The following is a 15,284-nucleotide window of genomic DNA, read 5'->3' on the forward strand; positions in this document are numbered from 1 at the left end:
GTGTGATTTTCAGGCAAAGTAAAGGCAGGGAATGGGCTGCAAAAAGGACAGTTTTGAAGATCAAAAATAAAAAAGCCCTGCACGTTGTGGACCCGCAGGGCTAGGTTTGGAAAGTGTGGATACTATGTCCGGATGAGCCAGCAGAATTGGCGTTCTTCGGTGTCGTAGTTTGAGATATAACCTTTTTCGCGAAGCATGGTAACCAACTTGGCCGGTGTTATTGCATCGGGGCAGTGGCTGTTAATCATTTCAAAGATTTCGGCGGTGGTCATATCTTTCTGGTTCTCCTGGCGCGAAGCTGCAGGCGGGAAATTCTCAACAAAGGTTGCGAATACTTCGTTTATAGCTTCTTGCAGGTCATTGTTTGAGGGCGTTAGGGGCCCGGATTCTTCTTCAAAGAGTGGCATAATTTAATCCTCCTTATGCAGGGAAACCCTGTATCCGCCACAAGGCCGCGCAGCCTTTCCACCACCCCGAAGGGTGGCTTCTCACAGATACAGGGTTTCCCTGCAATATTTTGGTTAGTAAAAGAGGATTCTGAGAACATGATCGCGCTTTTGTGGTACAGCTGTAGTCATGGTGACCACTACTGATGGCGCAAATATATATTAAAAAGGATGGAATTCGACAAAATGGTTTGCATTATTTCTCTTTTATTTTGTCGTTAAGCTTTTTCAGCTCTTTTACAATGTCTTCAAGGTTCGCTACAATAGCGTAAATCTTGTAATACCATAATACAATAGGGCGGATAAGGAAGAATACTATGACTGAAAGAAATATCCACAGAAAAATTGAGCTGTGTTCCATAATAGATGATTTTTAGAAGTTATAGACTAGACCAAGCCCGTGCTCAGTTGGGTAGATAGCAATATTTTGTCTATTCATCAGCTTAAGAGCTTTGGTTTGTTTGCTGGATCCTAAATGATAAAGAAAGATTGAAGCGCCTGAGGTAAGAGCAAATACAGAGTTAAGACTAGTAATAGACTTTTCAGTATCAATCATTTTCTTAGGTAAAATAATTCCTTTGTAAATATAGGCGTAAGCTACACAGTTGCCAGCTATTACAACAAAGGCAATAGTTTTCAACACTTCAGCCTGGTTAACGAGTTTATTTATTTCAACCTGGTTAGATGCTGATACTTGAATAAAGGATTGAGATTCTTGAGACGTTGGAACACCATCCAGTTCCTGTGCATTTATACTAAAGCCCAATAAAATTAAAACCAGTGTAAATAGATTTTTCATAGAAAGACAGTTTTGGTTAATGATGCTGCTAAAATACAAAAAGGTAAAATTGGGCAAGCCGTCAAAAAGGATGATTTATTTATTATCTTGCGTTGCCTAACTGAAACCAGATGAAAGAGAGCAAACAATGCCCAAAATGCGGACCGACTGGAACCCGGGAGATCACCATCACGTTTTATAATGCATCAGATTATCGGTTGAAGTTCTGGCACTGGGTCCAATTGCTGCTCTTCAGAAAAGTTAAAGTGAGAGTTTGTGAGGGGTGTGGGAGAGGGGTGTAGTATTGCAACTGTTTTTTTTGTTTGACTAAGGCTGAATTTATTATTCAACAATATATTCGCCAAATATTTCTTTCATTTTTTTTCTCCAATTTTCAGGTATGTCTAACCATCCTCCTCCCCATTTCTCGGTTTCTTGGAATGCTTTAAAAGGCTTCTCATAGGTAGCACTATAACCAATTTCATTTTCTACATTTTCAATCATTAAAACTATTCTACCATTAGAACCAACAGCATCTTCAATCGGTTTATTATATTTTGTGGCACCTTCTGTTCCATTATCTCTATCATGCACGACAATCGGCCTAATCCCCATTGCAGTTAAGTATTTAACAAGGCCAATAATTGCAGCCTTACCTCTTGCTTTAATTACCTCAAATCTTGAGATGATATTTAAAAAATTTTCTCTTTTTAATCTTTTTAAAGATTCCTTAATAAGTATATCCTCGGTGTCACCTTCTATTATAACAACATTTTCAGTAAAAAAAACTCTTGAGACATAGTCATCTAGTTTTAATAGCATTTTGACATATTGTTTATCATCGGAAACCAATTGCTGGAAAGTATCAGAAACAATAAATGGTAATATTTTAATTTCATTACCATCAATTGATAAACGATTTAAAATTTGTCTTGGCTTTTTTGATAAATCAATTATATAAGGGGAATGCGTTGTTGCTATTATTTGAGAAGAAAAGCCACTTAATTCATAAATAGCATTTCTCATTTGATTTGCAGCACTTGGATGTAAGTAAATTTCAGGCTCTTCAAAGCAAATTACTAATGACCTAGCATGTTCATCTTCTTTCTGAGATAACCACTTTTGTCTAAAACGTAACATTCCAAAAGCAGCAGCCCTAACCATACCTGAGCCTTGGTTTTCTACTGTTGTCCTAATATTACTAGACATTTCAACACTAAATGAAGGCTTAAGAACTTTATCTGGGTCGCTCAAGTCTGCTGTTGCATGAAGTTTAGAATCAGGAAAAACACTTGCTAAAACAGTGTTTAAATCACCAATCATTTTGCCGAATTCTGAATCCTTATCTTCTGGATTTAATTCTTTAGCAAGTTTATTTAAATGAATTTGTGCATTTTGATAGTTCAACGATTTTACCCTAACATCTTCAAATAGCTCATTTAAAGTTTTGCCGAGTACACCTGAACTAGAACCTTGAATTTCATTTATTGATGTATCAACAGGTATCACTAAAAAACGAGGAAGCATTTTCAGAACATTGCCAGGTATTCCTCCTGGATTTTTAAACCATGTATCAGTAGCCTGAATATCCCAAATATCATCAAGCTCCTCAAGCTTATCAAAAGCGCCCTGATTCTTTCCTATTACTTTGTTTAATTCGGGGAATAACTCTGACACTATTGAAGAATCAATACCTCTATCAATATAATCTTGTCCGGTTTTGCATGAAGAAAATTCTTTTGAAATTTCTCTAACTTTAGATTTGAATTCAATCTTAACATCTTTTCCAAGCTCGTAGGTCTTTCTATAGGTAACAGAAAGTCCTGTTTCACCTTCTTGAAAATATTCAAAGATTCGACCTTTAAATCCTCTCCAACTTTTAGATTCGATTGGCAGGTTTCTAAACTCTCCTTCAAGGATAATAATTGTAGACTCAATTTTTGTTTCACCTGTCTCGCTGTCAATAATTGAGTAATATTCTTGACTTGTAAGCTGTTTCCTTGCAGAAAGCAGGTACTCTATTGCTTTTAACACTGTGCTTTTCCCAGAATTGTTACAACCTATCAGAAAAGTAGCCTGGCCAAATAAAATCTCAGCTTGTTTAATTCTTTTAAATCCAGCAATCTTAAGTGAATGTAATCTCATAATCTATAGAGTTTTCCTGTTTTAGAATGATTGATTTATTATTCTGTTAATCGAAGCAACGATAAGATTCAGAACGAAATTATTGTTTTGGAAAATAGAGAGGCCAGAGGGATGTGGTTGGGTTATAGTTCATATGGTATAAAGAACTGAGAAGTATCGTCGATCAATTCAATATTGCTTCTCAATTTAGAATTCATATGGCCAAAAAGCATTGAATGAAGCCTTGATTTAAGTCCGGAAAGAACGGTAGCATCTTTTGATTGAAGAAATATTCTTCTTAGTTGTGGCATCTGGAAAAGTATAAACTCATCTATTTTTCTGTTAAAAAACGGAAAGGAATAACCTATAACAACTAATGTTTCAGTGTTTTCCAGTGACTTGAATACACCAGAGGATGGTGAGTGATTTAAATCACTAATATTATTTTCCCAAGCAAAGGAGATCATGGTTTGAAATTTGTATTGGATGGCATTATTCAAAAGAGAATAAATTAGAATAGCGTCCCTGATGCCATATTTTTTATCTACTTTGTATAATGAATAATCCGGTAGTGGGAAAACCTGTTCATTATTAATATTATAGATTTGGCTGCTGCCGTTAATCTTCAGCACTGAAAAAGTACTTTCGGAAAAGGGATCAAACTTCGTACAGATATTTGCTTTATTTTTTATTTCATAATAAGATTGTGTAGGATCAATATACCTGCTAAAGCACAATTCGAATTGTGAATCATAATTCCATGTGAGGATTTTTACTTTTCCAGGGATAATAGGTGCTAATGGCATGATAGAATCAGATTTCTCAAGCACTGAGGCAAAAAAATGATCATACCTGTCATCAGGGGTTAGCAGTGTTTGAACCCAATAAAAGTAGCAAGACAAAAACACCTTAAGTTGTTGAAGTTTCTGAGTTTGATCAGTAAAAAAAAGCATTTTTGCATAAGTATCTATTGTTTGGTGTTTAGATGCGTCAGTTAATAACAGCATCCCACCATAATAAAGACCAGCATGATGATCTTTAGGGTCAATAACAATATTATCATATTTTAGAGATAATTTACTCATGGGATCATTTTGGTAGCTTTCTAGGACCTTTATAAATGTCCACATCGAATCTAAAAGTCCAGATGTAACGGGAATAGACTTAGCACTAGCCCCTGCTCCAAGTAAGTACGTAACCATAGGTGTTTATTTTAGGAATCAGTATACTTTAACTTCTTTCTAGTTCCCCGTTCAATTTCAGAATTATGTAATCAAAGTTGTGTTATCAATAAAGGCACGAACACTATAGATATTAAGAAAATGAGTAGTACCTCATAATGATAATCATAATTACGGTTGTAAAACTATTTGCCTGATTTCCTTCTATTGTCTTCTTTACATAACATTTGACAATTTCCGGCAATTGTTTTTCCGCCTTCGTGCCAGGGTGTAATATGATCGCCTTCCATGCCATCGAGTTCAAAATGTTCTGTGCAGATAGGGCAGATTCCTTTTTGTCTTTCGTATGCTTCTCTTTTCTGATTTGGACTAAAGGCACGAATATTCAAAAACCTCTCTTTACGATTTAAGACATAATAATAAATACCTTTTTTATTTCCAATGTCTTCATCTTCCATCAGTTTAGCAATTTCTTCTTCCAGTTTTTTCGAGTCAAATATTGCGTCTTTGAATTCATTATAAAGGAATCCCCAATCTACACCTTTCATTTCTTTACGAGACTTTATAAAGATTGCTTTTATCCAGTTAATGACGCTTTGGTAATAAAGCCAGATTTCGTTGGCGTTTGGATCATGCTGATGATTTGACATATAAGCCTCAATGTTCCCTTTGGATATCCAGTGAAGAGCAGTTTCCAAGTATTCTTGTCGGATGGGTGAGCCGCTCAAATAACTGCTGCCTATTTGGTAAGCCGCACAACCATTTTTGCTGAAATATCTTTTCGCATCAGTAACCCAAGAACCAGAATAAACTGCATTACGTAATTCCTGATCGGTAAGTTTTTCGCCTGCAATGTTAATTGTTCGAAACCATTGTAATCTTTCACTGTCTGTGCCACTACAATGATAAACCATCAATTTATAGTTAAGTATTTGTTCCTTTTCATCATTTTGAAGATTATGAAAATATCTGAACATATACGAGAAATCGCCGTTAACAAACTGGCAGATTGAGATCGTACGTTGCTGACCGTCAATTATTTCGAAATTCCCATCTTCACGGACAGCCCAATACATGACATTTAGAGGAAAATCTTTTGTAATTGTGTCAATCACTGCCTCACGTTGTTTGTCTTTGTAAATAAATTCACGTTGATATGGAGGGCGAATATCCAATTTGCCACCATAGCCGATAACTCCGTTTTCTTCATTGTCCTGGTAGCTATTTGCTAGATCACGGACTGTTATTTCTTTTAGATCAATTTTCATTTTTTCTTTCGCTTTATTATGATGCGAGAATACGGAACTGTTACAACGCCATCTACCATCATATACAAATCACCATCAACAGCACCTCGTTTCTGAACTTCTTTTCTGTATTTTTTATGTTCGGGTTTATATGGTTTTATTCCAATTTCGAGACCTAAGTTTGCAATACCTACACCAATTATCTCAAATTGGTCAGGATTATGTTTGTCCATAAAAGTTATAGGAACTCCCATCATACCATCATAATCAGCTGGAATATCCTTGGTTACGTCTACATTGATTGCATCAAAATTTTCGAATTTTGGATATTCTTCTGGTGTGTATTTTCTATATAGTACTAAATCTTCATGTCTTTTGCTAATTTCAAGATTGGTAAACCAATGAACTCCTGAAACTCTAATCATACCTTCTTTTCGGTCAGTTGCAGTTGCGTAGTCTTTATAATGTACATTGATAAAATGTCCTGCCCCACCTTTAAATCCGTAACCTAACCAAATTTTGTTGTCTCTGATTAAAGGAAAAATCTCTTTGTATTTTATTGCATTTTGATGTCCTACTATCACAAACTTTTTGTCGTATTCTATAAGTTGGGCAACGTATTCTCGGAAAAGCGAAAAAGGTGGATTTGTTACAACAATGTCTGCATGCTTAAGAAGTTCAATACATTCCTTGCTTCTGAAATCTCCGTCCCCTTTTAATATTTTAATTCCAATTTCGGCAGGGTCTGGAACCATATTGCCGTTTTTATCTCCGTTATACTCCAAATAGATTGCTTGCTCAGAGTCGTTTTGGCTGAACAGGTCCATATTTTGGCTTTTATAGCATGTAGCGATGAGTTTTTTTAGTCCAAGTTTCTCAAAGTTGTATGAGAAGTAATGAAAGAAGCTACTCACTCGAGGATCATCGCAATTACAATAAACGATTTTGTCTTTAAAATGATCCTTGTAATGTTTTAGTTCTCTTTCGATGTCAGTAAGTTGAGTATAAAACTCGTCTTTTTTGTTGATTTTTGCTTCTTGTAGGTTTCTATTTTTTGTTTTGTTTGCCATCTGCTACTTTTTTATTTCAACTACAATGGTTGCCGATTATTGAGTTTATAAACATCCGCCCAAGGTAGGATTAAAACTTCCCACAATGGATTTAATAACATTATAATACCGGTTGCTGAAAAAGGGTGGGTCAATGTAAATAAGGTCAATATACTCGTTCGGGAAGGTTTAAGGATCTCCAGGTTGTCACCCAGGATGAGTTTGTTAACGGCTTGCATGGAGGTAGGTTTGGTAAACAATGCCGCTAAAATACTACTTTAAAAGTAGCTGCAAAACATAAAAAAATGAATTGTATTAATGATTTTGGCCGCAACAGAATTTATATTTCTTTGTACTACCACAGGGGCAAGGGTTATTGCGGCCAACTTTAGAAGATCTTGCAGGCGTACTGCTTGTAATTTCATTCACAAAATCAACATGCCCAATTGATGGCACTCGAAAAGAGAAAGAAGTTTTTCCTTGAAAATTTGTGATTGAGAAATCCCCTTGAGTAATGATATCCATACCAATAAGAACATCAAACCCATTTAACTTACCTTCAGTAGCTTTGATTATTGGGAATCCTACTTCATTTGGGAGTCTTAAACAGATATGGTAAGTGTTGACATTTGATTCACCATCAGCATGAAAAACCCTTTGTTGGCCGGTCGGTTTTAACCCTAATGCATCTACAACTCTTGATGTTATAACCGTACCAGTGGCCCCAGTATCCCATAAGGCATTAAAGTTAACTAATTGTGGTGGCAGTTGACCGGAATTGGGATCAAAAGCAATGCCGATATGACATTGTGTAAAAAGAGCCGCTAACAACCCCTTATTTGAAGTCAAATTAAATGCTTTACACTCTATCATCAATTAAACACTACCCTTGAGTGGTAGGACTGTGTATATGATTCATCACCAGGCTCGCAATATTGGATTAGAAAAGTACCCGGTTCGTGCTCTTTTGATGTTACTATAAATGCATCAAGCTCAGAATCAAAGGAGTTAATAACAGTTTGGTTCTTAATAACAATAAATTTGTTATTGTATATTTTCACAAGATCATCTTGATTATCAAGATAATATTGAAATTCTTTTTCTAACATGGGGTTAGAGGGTTCTAGGTTTTGGTGAAATAGCTTACAAAGATATGAACAGTTTAGTTAATAACGTCAAAGTCGGTAATTATTATATTATGATACGCCATCATAGTAAATCTCAACCGCTAGCAGAATCCTGATAAAAATAACCTTCACGGTGAAGCAATGTAGTTTAGTTTTCAACTTTATTCTTGTGAACAAAAACATCAAACCCGCTCCCCGGTCCAGCGCAGGGCGTTATCATCTATGTTTTCGATAATGGTGATGGCTGCAATGCGTCCATATTTTTTAGCCAGGATCTCGCGCAGCTTTATGATTTCGGCGTACATCGTTGCACTATACCATTTTTTGGGGCGGCGGCGGTGGTCGCTGCGGTCCTTAACCATATCAATGGTTACGCCTTTTCCTACCCCCATATCCACAAACTTGCCATAATAATTGAATGTGAACTCAACACGTTCGGGCAGCCCGCCTGCATTGCTGATAAGGGTGGATTTTAGGCTGTCCTCAAGCTGCCACGATAAACCAATCTTGAGCTTATCAATCTTATCTAGCCAGTTATCCATCACGATATCTGCCCAGGCTTCAACGGTTAATCTCAAGTCGGTGTTTTCGGCCATTTGTTTGTTGTTATGCAGTTATACAGTGATGCTGTAGGTTACTGGTTGCTGGTTACTGGCTGTTTCTTGGAACTTGGGTCTTGGAGTTTGGGACTTGGGTCTTATTCCTTACTCTTCATTCCAGTCCTCTGGGTTAAACTCCAGCCCCGGGTTTTCCAGGATGGTGAAGCTTACGGCAAGCCCAATCAGGTTATCACCTACCGGGCCCACGTTTCGGTAAGATATGCTGTTAATTTCAAGGTTCCTTAGGCCGTACGAGCTTTCCCAATCAATGTCGGTTCTGTGATCGCGCAGCATGCGGCTTTTAACTTTTCGGGCAATGGTGCGGAGCTTGCGCTTAGTGGCTTCACGAGCGTCATGGTTCAGGAATTCAACCCTGTCGAAAATATAAAACACGTAATATTCCCGGTCCATAATATTATCGCTGAGCTGATCAAGCAGGCGCCCTTCCAGACTGTCTTCCACAACAATGGCAGGGAATTGCCCGTGGGTCATTTTGGCCAGCACTTCCTCAAGGCTGGCGATACCGCTCATGCGGTAAAAGCAGGGTTTGTTTTCGCTGTGGCCTATATCCTTAAGTTTGGTGGCCACGGTTCGCATGTAGGTAATGAAATCAAACATGGTTTCTGTTTTTAAGTTCTTTGTTTCGAGTTGCCAGGGCTTCGAGCTGGTAAAAAATATCCCATGCACGGGTTTGGCGAATTAGCTCCATGCGGGAGGCGTCGTCGTTGCTTAAGGCGTTCACAAGCCTGGTAAACTCATGAATTGGCGGCATGCCTTCATCTTCGCTCCCATCTCCTGAAAAGGCGTTGGGGAAAAGATTGGATCCTTTGAAAATAAACCAGCGGCAGCCTTCGTAGAACAGGCGGACAGCCAGCTTATATTCTGGTTTTATTTGTTTTACGATCATTTTCCTGGCGTCAAGAAGATGATCGTTGAACGGCACCCTGATATCGCCCGTAAATTTTGGCGATGTTGGGTCGTTTTCCAGATCCCGTTCGCGGTACAGTACTGCAACTATTTCGTCAAATGATTCATCATCCTGCTTTTTGCTGTATTTATCGTACAGTGATTCAAGCTTAATAAATTCGGCGAAGCTGATATTGAATAAGGCATGATCAGGACCGTGCAGTTCTTTGCTCCCTGCTTTTATTACCGGCAGCTTATTTTGAAAAAGCTTGCTTTCAATAATTACTTCTCCTTTGTGTTCAGTAAAAATAAACTGCAGTGGCGAAGCGGCAAAGCCGATATCTTCAACGCTGATAAGTGCAATCTTTACTTCGTGCTGTTTCAGGTAATAATGCGGAATCTCATCAACCATTACCGGATGCCTTCTGCTGGGAAACTTCAGGCCGGTAAACAGCATCAACAGTTGTATCAGAAGGTTTTCTGGTTTAAAGCTTGTGGGAACCAATGCACACACCTTTAGCAATTGCTCAGCGCTAAGCTCGTTCCAGTTTTCAGGAAGTTCACAGATGTGTTGACCGTTGATGGAAAGGTTTTTCATAGTTCAAGGTTCCGGGTTCAAAGTTCAATGTTTAGTGCTTGAGAGATATTTTCCACTGCATGTGGATTTGGCCGGTTTTATTCATAGCATCATAGCCCAGGCCATATAAATGATCTCGCTTCGTTTTTGCGAACACTGCCGCACCAGCGCCAAAGTAATCCTGGTTTCCGGTAACAAAGCCTCCAACGTAGAGCTGGAAGCGGGGATCGGCAGGCGGGTGGATGATTACGGTTTCATGAATGATAACAGGCATCCGGTTCTTATATTCAAGCTTTGAGCCCCATAGTTGGTTCTGATGCACTGTGTCAATGATCCTGATTAGGGCGGTGCTGTCGTCCATGAGAATGCGATCGTAAATGTTCTTCGACATATAGGCAAGGAATATTGCCAGTGAATCAACCACTGCCGGTATTTCAACTTCGCGTATTTGGATAACTTCAACCGGGTAGGGTTTGGGAATTTCCTTGATAATGGTGGTGTCGTTGTAAACAGTTTTAGTTATACGCAGGGTATCAGGAAGCGGATCCACAGCAGGTGGCCTGCTGCACTCACGCTGCAGGAAAAGCAGGGCCAGGATTACGAGGATAACTGTGAGGGTTGTTTTCATTTGCTGGTTACTGGTTGCTGGTTAGTACTCCCATCGTGCTGTCCATCCGCGTAAATCGTAATGCAGGAAGCCGATGCGTAAAATCCTGCCATTTTCAATATCTGGGCGTTTGATTGCGAATCCTCCAAAATGGCCGGTGGTTCGTGGATGATATTTCTTGTATAAATGATCCATAATCTTCACTGCAAGCTGCGGTGAGCAGTTTGTTGGCTGCACATCGGCAGCGGCAATGGTATGCTGGCTGTCGCCCGATCGCTTTCTCAGACGCTCCCATGCTTTGCAGCGAAAGCCGCTGGTAATGCGCAGGCCGATTTCATTGCCGTTGTTTTCTGCGCGGAACTGCTGATTGATACTGTTACGTAGCGATTGTAGGAAATTAGCAAGCTTAATGAACTCCGCTTCCCGGAACTCAGAAATATGTTTCCAATTAAGCGCTACTGCTTCAGCCGGAAGCGTGGCTTCGATGAACTCGTATAAGGAGAAGTTATCAGTGATTTTGCGGTTGGGTATTGTTCGCATATTGGTTGTTATTGTGTTGATTCTGGTGTTTCAGATTGTCCGAAATAAAAACTCACAGCCATACTCCCCCAGCCAAGCACAACGCCAACACCCATGCTGAGAACTTGCACATTATTGCCGGGCAGTTCAATGAAATACAGCGGCAACAATGCCACCAGGCCAAGGGCTATCAGGATAACCCCAAGCCAGAACAATCGTTTACGGCGTGCTTGTTGGTTCATTGTTGTCAGGTTATTCTTTGCTTCGGTCAATGGGCTTGCGCCGCTGGTTGTTTTCGCGGTCCTTATGGATTTCAAGGTGTGTTTCCATTGTTGATGCAATCTTGTTTACAGCGTCCTTAATATCATCAAGCTTTTTATCGGTGATCATTGCCGATCTATGGGCGTTGATTACGTGTTCATCGTGCTCCTTTCTCAATTGGGTGTGCGCAGTACTGGTGTTTTTTTGCTTGAGGTCCATGATATCCTGCCGTGTTTGAAGGGCATCACTTTCAATTTTTGTGATGCGGGCGCCAAAGCGATGCCATGAAGCTGCTATGGCAGTGGTATTAACAACCAAAAAGGCAATGAGCGTGATGAATTGCGTTGTTGTCATTTGGAATATGGTTTCTACTGTAATTGGATCCATTCTGATGAGTTTTTATAAGTTATTTACTATTTTGAGTTATCCTCCGAACACAAAATTCTTTGCTTCTTCGGTATTTTCGTGGTAGGCATATCCAGTTTTGGTAGCAACATATTGCTCACTTTCTTTGTAAAGCGGGTATTTGTCCGGGTCTTTATCAAGCAGCTTTTTAGCTTCAACCAGGTAATGATTGCCATAATGCTCAGCGCCTTCTTTCTTCATTTCGCGGGCGGCTACCAGGTTGGCAATAGCGCGCTGAAGTATTGGAAGCAGTTTTTTATTATCGTCGGTCAGGCTGTTTTCGCGCTGCTGGGTGCGAAGTGCATCGGCCAATGCAACGCTGATCACCGGTTCAATATTTATTAACTCAACATCATCCATGGCCGGGCGCAGTTTGATAAACTTCAGCCTCGATGCTTCGATGTTTACATAGCGATCGAACACTTCGGCGGTGTTGATCAGGTTGCGGGTAGCAAGCACAAAAGCATCGCTATCCTTGTAAGATGTGATGATGGCATGATGCTTTTCAAGGTAGCGGAGCAGTGTTTCCATATTATCCCATCCCTGGGATTCGTAGCTTTCAACTGCTTTTTTTACCCGCTCGGCGCTGGCCGGTGTTGTGTTTGAATTTTGCTGAACCACAAAACCCATTTCAGTGAGCTGAAGATCATAATGTGGTGATGCCAGCAACAATGTGAATTTTGCCAAAGCGTTTTGTGCAAGCTTCAGCACCTGGCGGAATATTGCTTTCTTTTCATCATTATCTGCCCATGCAGGATAAGGAAGTGGAGTTGATGTGGAGTTGTGGTGGGTATCGAGTTCTGTAAGCAGCGCTTCACCAATGTAGCGATTCAGAAATTTCTCAGATGCATCGTTGGCGTAAGGCAGGAATGATTTCTCCATCACCGAAACGTTTACCCTTACATATTGCTGCAGATCCTGTATTGATTTTATGATTGACATGGCGATTGACGATTTTGGATTTACGATTTACGATTAAAATGCTAGGTTTAGAGAATTTAGGGTTACTGGCTGTTTTTTGAATTTTGAACTTTGAATTTAAGAAATAACTTTCTCACTTCCCGTTCCCTTATCCAGTGTTGTAAGCACCATGTTTGGGATCGTAAAATGAATATCATCCGGCCATTTATTGAAGCGCTTAATAATATACAAGGGGCGCAGGATGCGATCGCGAAAAGGTTTCATCAGCGCTTGTTTGATAATGAAAAGCTCACGGGCCTCGGTTCCTGAAATCGTTTTGTTTTTCCCGGGAGCACTGCCAATGATACCCTGGTGAACGCCGTGGCCATAGGCTATGATGTTGCTGGCTTCTTCGCTGTCGTCAATAAATTCACCGCCTTTGAAATTGTTCTCAATGGGCGTGATCTTCATCCGGCGCATTTCCTTGCCATCAGGACTTTGCTTAACAAATGAAATCACTGATTTTCCGGTGTTCTTTGTGCTGCTCAAAAACTTATCGAGGTCAGCATATTCTTTCCTGATTCGTGTTTTTTTCGCATCATCTTCGGTAATACCTTCGGTTCTGAAAATTTCAGCAAAATAATCGTGGGATAGTTCAATATGATATTTGATGGTCATTTGGTTATCCATCAATGCATTTTTGAATTCTGGGATCTTGCGGGCATAATCCAGCCAACCGCTTTCAATGATACTCAGCCAGTAAGCTTTCTGGTAATACCTGCGGCCGGGAGTTGGAAAAGAAACCGGAACGATAAAGCGGAAATGCTTAGGGGTCGGAATCTTTTTAGTTGTGCCTGGATCTGGAATAATCCCCATCCGTATTTCAAGATCCCGCACGGTATTGTATGGGTTCAGCACTGGTGTAACCTCAATCTCATCGTTACTGGGGTTTTTCTGCCATTTGCCACTGTAAAAATGGTGTTCGATCAGTCCGGTTTCGGGGTTCATTTTTTCCCAGCGGCTAAATGCCATTTCTTTCGAGTGCAGCTCCACAATCTTTTTCTCCGGGCTTAAACCTATTTCGGGGCAGATATTAAAAAACCATTGCAGGTCTGTCATCTGCTCCAGGAGGTAAAGCTGCATGTCGTTGTTTTCAAAAAATTCGTTGATCTCTTTGTTGTCAAAGTTTTCAACGAATACCTTTTTGCCTTTTTCGATTTCATATTTACCGTAGGCAATGCCATCGCCATAGCCCAAAGTAATATTAAACAGCAGCGCGCTTGTTGATTGCGGCGAAGCTTTACAGGCTTCCATGATCCTTTGAGGCAGGGAATTGTCTTCGCCCCAGGGTACCACACCAAGGTATTTTATTTCCTTGCCTGATTTGTCTTTTTTGCTGAATGGAAGCGGATCGCGGTCGGGTTCGGCAATCATGTTGCGGGTGCTTACGGTGATGGCCGTTTTTGTACCCGCCAGGTAAGCGCTGCCGGCATTGTCGAGGATAATGATTTTACTGCGTCCCATTTATATAAAAGTTTTAGTACCGTTGAATTCAGTGATCAGTGGCAGGATCAGCTTACGGATTTCACCCGATGCCAGGATCTTCACATTAAAATACTCAAGGTGGTTGCTTGATGTAAGCACCGCCTGATCTATGTATATCTCCTCGCCGGTTGATTTTTTAACATACTTCAGGCTAAAGGGCAGCGGGTTTCCGCTTGCATCTTTGCGATCCATAAGCATAGGTAATTTGCCGAAGTGTATCATGGCCTCCATTATTGATAAAGCAAAGAAAATATAAGGGGGTGGGTAGGGAAAGGACAGTTTTTTCTAAGGCCCAAGTTCCAAATTCCAAGCCCCAAATTCAAAGTTACAGCCGGGTTTGGGGCATAGGGCGTGGGGCGAAGGGCGGAACAGCCAGGGGAAAGTAAAATAAGAGTTTAGTTGTTTTCCTTTGAGGGGTAATAAGTAAAATAAAAAAGCCGGCACTGAGGCCGGCTTGAAGCGATATACTTAACTTCGGGAACGGTACTTAAACATATTGAGAACGATCGGATCGGAATAATACATGATTCCAGAATGTCGCCTCAGATAGTTTGTCGGTTCGCTTATATTTTGTGTAGTTGTATAAATTTTCAGGCTGCAGGTCTGATAGTTGATCCGTGACATATAGGATTGCAATGCTATTCTGCTGCATTTCACTGGTAAGTATGGGTTGGTTAGCAAGTTCAGCGGTAACAAAAAGCTCGTAGAGTTCCCCGGGCGGTTGCCACGTCCTCCGTTCAAAATCAACCAGCATAGGTTTAGCTTTTGTACTCTGATCAGGACTAAAGCACTCCACATTTCCGAAATCATACATGATCATCACCTGATGATCATTATAAGCGTAGATAGTGGATGCCTGGTCGAAACCGGTGGTGATAGTTAAGGCCTGCTCAAAATCATCGCAGATGATTATTGAGTGGCCGGTAGGAGTGTGATCGCGGGGCGGATTAAGCCCCAAAGCGCTGAAACTGATGCTAAGCACCATGAGCGCCAGAAAGAACTTCTTCATCTTC

At 40.2% G+C, this 15,284-nt stretch carries 19 protein-coding genes; all 19 read right to left on the reverse strand.

The annotated features are described in order from the left end of the window. Positions 1 to 122: 122 nt before the first annotated feature. Entirely contained in the window at positions 123 to 407 is a 285-nt protein-coding gene (locus tag IH597_14835) for a hypothetical protein (protein MBE0663728.1), read from the reverse strand. 235 nt (positions 408 to 642) lie between these two features. Beyond that, positions 643 to 807, reverse strand: coding sequence for a hypothetical protein (locus IH597_14840; protein MBE0663729.1), 165 nt, complete (start codon positions 805 to 807; stop codon positions 643 to 645). Positions 808 to 819: 12 nt separating this feature from the next. Beyond that, positions 820 to 1,245 (reverse strand): hypothetical protein, encoded by a 426-nt coding sequence (locus IH597_14845; protein ID MBE0663730.1) that lies wholly within the window; start codon positions 1,243 to 1,245, stop codon positions 820 to 822. Positions 1,246 to 1,566: 321 nt separating this feature from the next. After that, complete coding sequence (locus IH597_14850) at positions 1,567 to 3,369, reverse strand: AAA family ATPase (GenBank protein MBE0663731.1); 1,803 nt, start codon at positions 3,367 to 3,369, stop codon at positions 1,567 to 1,569. 122 nt (positions 3,370 to 3,491) lie between these two features. Next, on the reverse strand, positions 3,492 to 4,550 hold the full coding sequence (locus IH597_14855) for a hypothetical protein (GenBank protein MBE0663732.1): 1,059 nt from the start codon (positions 4,548 to 4,550) through the stop codon (positions 3,492 to 3,494). Between the two features lie 164 nt (positions 4,551 to 4,714). Next, positions 4,715 to 5,797, reverse strand: a complete 1,083-nt coding sequence (locus tag IH597_14860; GenBank protein ID MBE0663733.1) for a DUF262 domain-containing protein — start codon at positions 5,795 to 5,797, stop codon at positions 4,715 to 4,717. Continuing rightward, the gene (locus IH597_14865; protein ID MBE0663734.1) at positions 5,794 to 6,846 is read right to left on the reverse strand and encodes an adenine-specific methyltransferase EcoRI family protein; all 1,053 of its coding nucleotides are present in this window, start codon (positions 6,844 to 6,846) and stop codon (positions 5,794 to 5,796) included. The genes IH597_14860 and IH597_14865 overlap by 4 nt, the downstream gene beginning before the upstream one ends. Positions 6,847 to 7,140: 294 nt before the next feature. After that, the gene (locus IH597_14870; GenBank protein ID MBE0663735.1) at positions 7,141 to 7,698 is read right to left on the reverse strand and encodes a retroviral-like aspartic protease family protein; all 558 of its coding nucleotides are present in this window, start codon (positions 7,696 to 7,698) and stop codon (positions 7,141 to 7,143) included. Between the two features lie 436 nt (positions 7,699 to 8,134). Beyond that, positions 8,135 to 8,548 (reverse strand): hypothetical protein, encoded by a 414-nt coding sequence (locus IH597_14875; protein ID MBE0663736.1) that lies wholly within the window; start codon positions 8,546 to 8,548, stop codon positions 8,135 to 8,137. Between the two features lie 108 nt (positions 8,549 to 8,656). Continuing rightward, complete coding sequence (locus IH597_14880; GenBank protein MBE0663737.1) at positions 8,657 to 9,169, reverse strand: hypothetical protein; 513 nt, start codon at positions 9,167 to 9,169, stop codon at positions 8,657 to 8,659. Then, the gene (locus tag IH597_14885) at positions 9,162 to 10,055 is read right to left on the reverse strand and encodes a hypothetical protein (GenBank protein ID MBE0663738.1); all 894 of its coding nucleotides are present in this window, start codon (positions 10,053 to 10,055) and stop codon (positions 9,162 to 9,164) included. The genes IH597_14880 and IH597_14885 overlap by 8 nt, the downstream gene beginning before the upstream one ends. A gap of 31 nt (positions 10,056 to 10,086) precedes the next feature. Continuing rightward, entirely contained in the window at positions 10,087 to 10,662 is a 576-nt protein-coding gene (locus IH597_14890) for a hypothetical protein (protein ID MBE0663739.1), read from the reverse strand. 21 nt (positions 10,663 to 10,683) lie between these two features. Further along, complete coding sequence (locus tag IH597_14895; GenBank protein ID MBE0663740.1) at positions 10,684 to 11,181, reverse strand: hypothetical protein; 498 nt, start codon at positions 11,179 to 11,181, stop codon at positions 10,684 to 10,686. An 8-nt stretch (positions 11,182 to 11,189) separates the two neighbouring features. Beyond that, complete coding sequence (locus IH597_14900; protein ID MBE0663741.1) at positions 11,190 to 11,402, reverse strand: hypothetical protein; 213 nt, start codon at positions 11,400 to 11,402, stop codon at positions 11,190 to 11,192. A gap of 10 nt (positions 11,403 to 11,412) precedes the next feature. After that, positions 11,413 to 11,808 carry a hypothetical protein gene (locus IH597_14905; GenBank protein MBE0663742.1) on the reverse strand — a complete coding sequence of 132 codons (396 nt, stop codon included), beginning with the start codon at positions 11,806 to 11,808 and terminating at the stop codon, positions 11,413 to 11,415. A gap of 36 nt (positions 11,809 to 11,844) precedes the next feature. Further along, entirely contained in the window at positions 11,845 to 12,768 is a 924-nt protein-coding gene (locus IH597_14910; protein ID MBE0663743.1) for a hypothetical protein, read from the reverse strand. 96 nt (positions 12,769 to 12,864) lie between these two features. Beyond that, entirely contained in the window at positions 12,865 to 14,250 is a 1,386-nt protein-coding gene (locus IH597_14915; protein MBE0663744.1) for a hypothetical protein, read from the reverse strand. Next, the gene (locus IH597_14920; protein ID MBE0663745.1) at positions 14,251 to 14,493 is read right to left on the reverse strand and encodes a hypothetical protein; all 243 of its coding nucleotides are present in this window, start codon (positions 14,491 to 14,493) and stop codon (positions 14,251 to 14,253) included. Positions 14,494 to 14,758: 265 nt separating this feature from the next. Continuing rightward, the gene (locus IH597_14925; protein MBE0663746.1) at positions 14,759 to 15,280 is read right to left on the reverse strand and encodes a hypothetical protein; all 522 of its coding nucleotides are present in this window, start codon (positions 15,278 to 15,280) and stop codon (positions 14,759 to 14,761) included. Positions 15,281 to 15,284 lie beyond the last annotated feature (4 nt).

This window comes from Bacteroidales bacterium (genome assembly GCA_014860575.1).
GTDB lineage: Bacteria > Bacteroidota > Bacteroidia > Bacteroidales > JAAYJT01 > JAAYJT01.

Coding starts and splice junctions, on each gene's coding strand:
- IH597_14835 (MBE0663728.1), bottom strand. CDS start 407: ATGCCACTCTTTGAAGAAGAATCCGGGCCCCTAACGCCCTCAAACAAT.
- IH597_14840 (MBE0663729.1), bottom strand. CDS start 807: ATGGAACACAGCTCAATTTTTCTGTGGATATTTCTTTCAGTCATAGTA.
- IH597_14845 (MBE0663730.1), bottom strand. CDS start 1,245: ATGAAAAATCTATTTACACTGGTTTTAATTTTATTGGGCTTTAGTATA.
- IH597_14850 (MBE0663731.1), bottom strand. CDS start 3,369: ATGAGATTACATTCACTTAAGATTGCTGGATTTAAAAGAATTAAACAA.
- IH597_14855 (MBE0663732.1), bottom strand. CDS start 4,550: ATGGTTACGTACTTACTTGGAGCAGGGGCTAGTGCTAAGTCTATTCCC.
- IH597_14860 (MBE0663733.1), bottom strand. CDS start 5,797: ATGAAAATTGATCTAAAAGAAATAACAGTCCGTGATCTAGCAAATAGC.
- IH597_14865 (MBE0663734.1), bottom strand. CDS start 6,846: ATGGCAAACAAAACAAAAAATAGAAACCTACAAGAAGCAAAAATCAAC.
- IH597_14870 (MBE0663735.1), bottom strand. CDS start 7,698: ATGATAGAGTGTAAAGCATTTAATTTGACTTCAAATAAGGGGTTGTTA.
- IH597_14875 (MBE0663736.1), bottom strand. CDS start 8,548: ATGGCCGAAAACACCGACTTGAGATTAACCGTTGAAGCCTGGGCAGAT.
- IH597_14880 (MBE0663737.1), bottom strand. CDS start 9,169: ATGTTTGATTTCATTACCTACATGCGAACCGTGGCCACCAAACTTAAG.
- IH597_14885 (MBE0663738.1), bottom strand. CDS start 10,055: ATGAAAAACCTTTCCATCAACGGTCAACACATCTGTGAACTTCCTGAA.
- IH597_14890 (MBE0663739.1), bottom strand. CDS start 10,662: ATGAAAACAACCCTCACAGTTATCCTCGTAATCCTGGCCCTGCTTTTC.
- IH597_14895 (MBE0663740.1), bottom strand. CDS start 11,181: ATGCGAACAATACCCAACCGCAAAATCACTGATAACTTCTCCTTATAC.
- IH597_14900 (MBE0663741.1), bottom strand. CDS start 11,402: ATGAACCAACAAGCACGCCGTAAACGATTGTTCTGGCTTGGGGTTATC.
- IH597_14905 (MBE0663742.1), bottom strand. CDS start 11,808: ATGGATCCAATTACAGTAGAAACCATATTCCAAATGACAACAACGCAA.
- IH597_14910 (MBE0663743.1), bottom strand. CDS start 12,768: ATGTCAATCATAAAATCAATACAGGATCTGCAGCAATATGTAAGGGTA.
- IH597_14915 (MBE0663744.1), bottom strand. CDS start 14,250: ATGGGACGCAGTAAAATCATTATCCTCGACAATGCCGGCAGCGCTTAC.
- IH597_14920 (MBE0663745.1), bottom strand. CDS start 14,493: ATGATACACTTCGGCAAATTACCTATGCTTATGGATCGCAAAGATGCA.
- IH597_14925 (MBE0663746.1), bottom strand. CDS start 15,280: ATGAAGAAGTTCTTTCTGGCGCTCATGGTGCTTAGCATCAGTTTCAGC.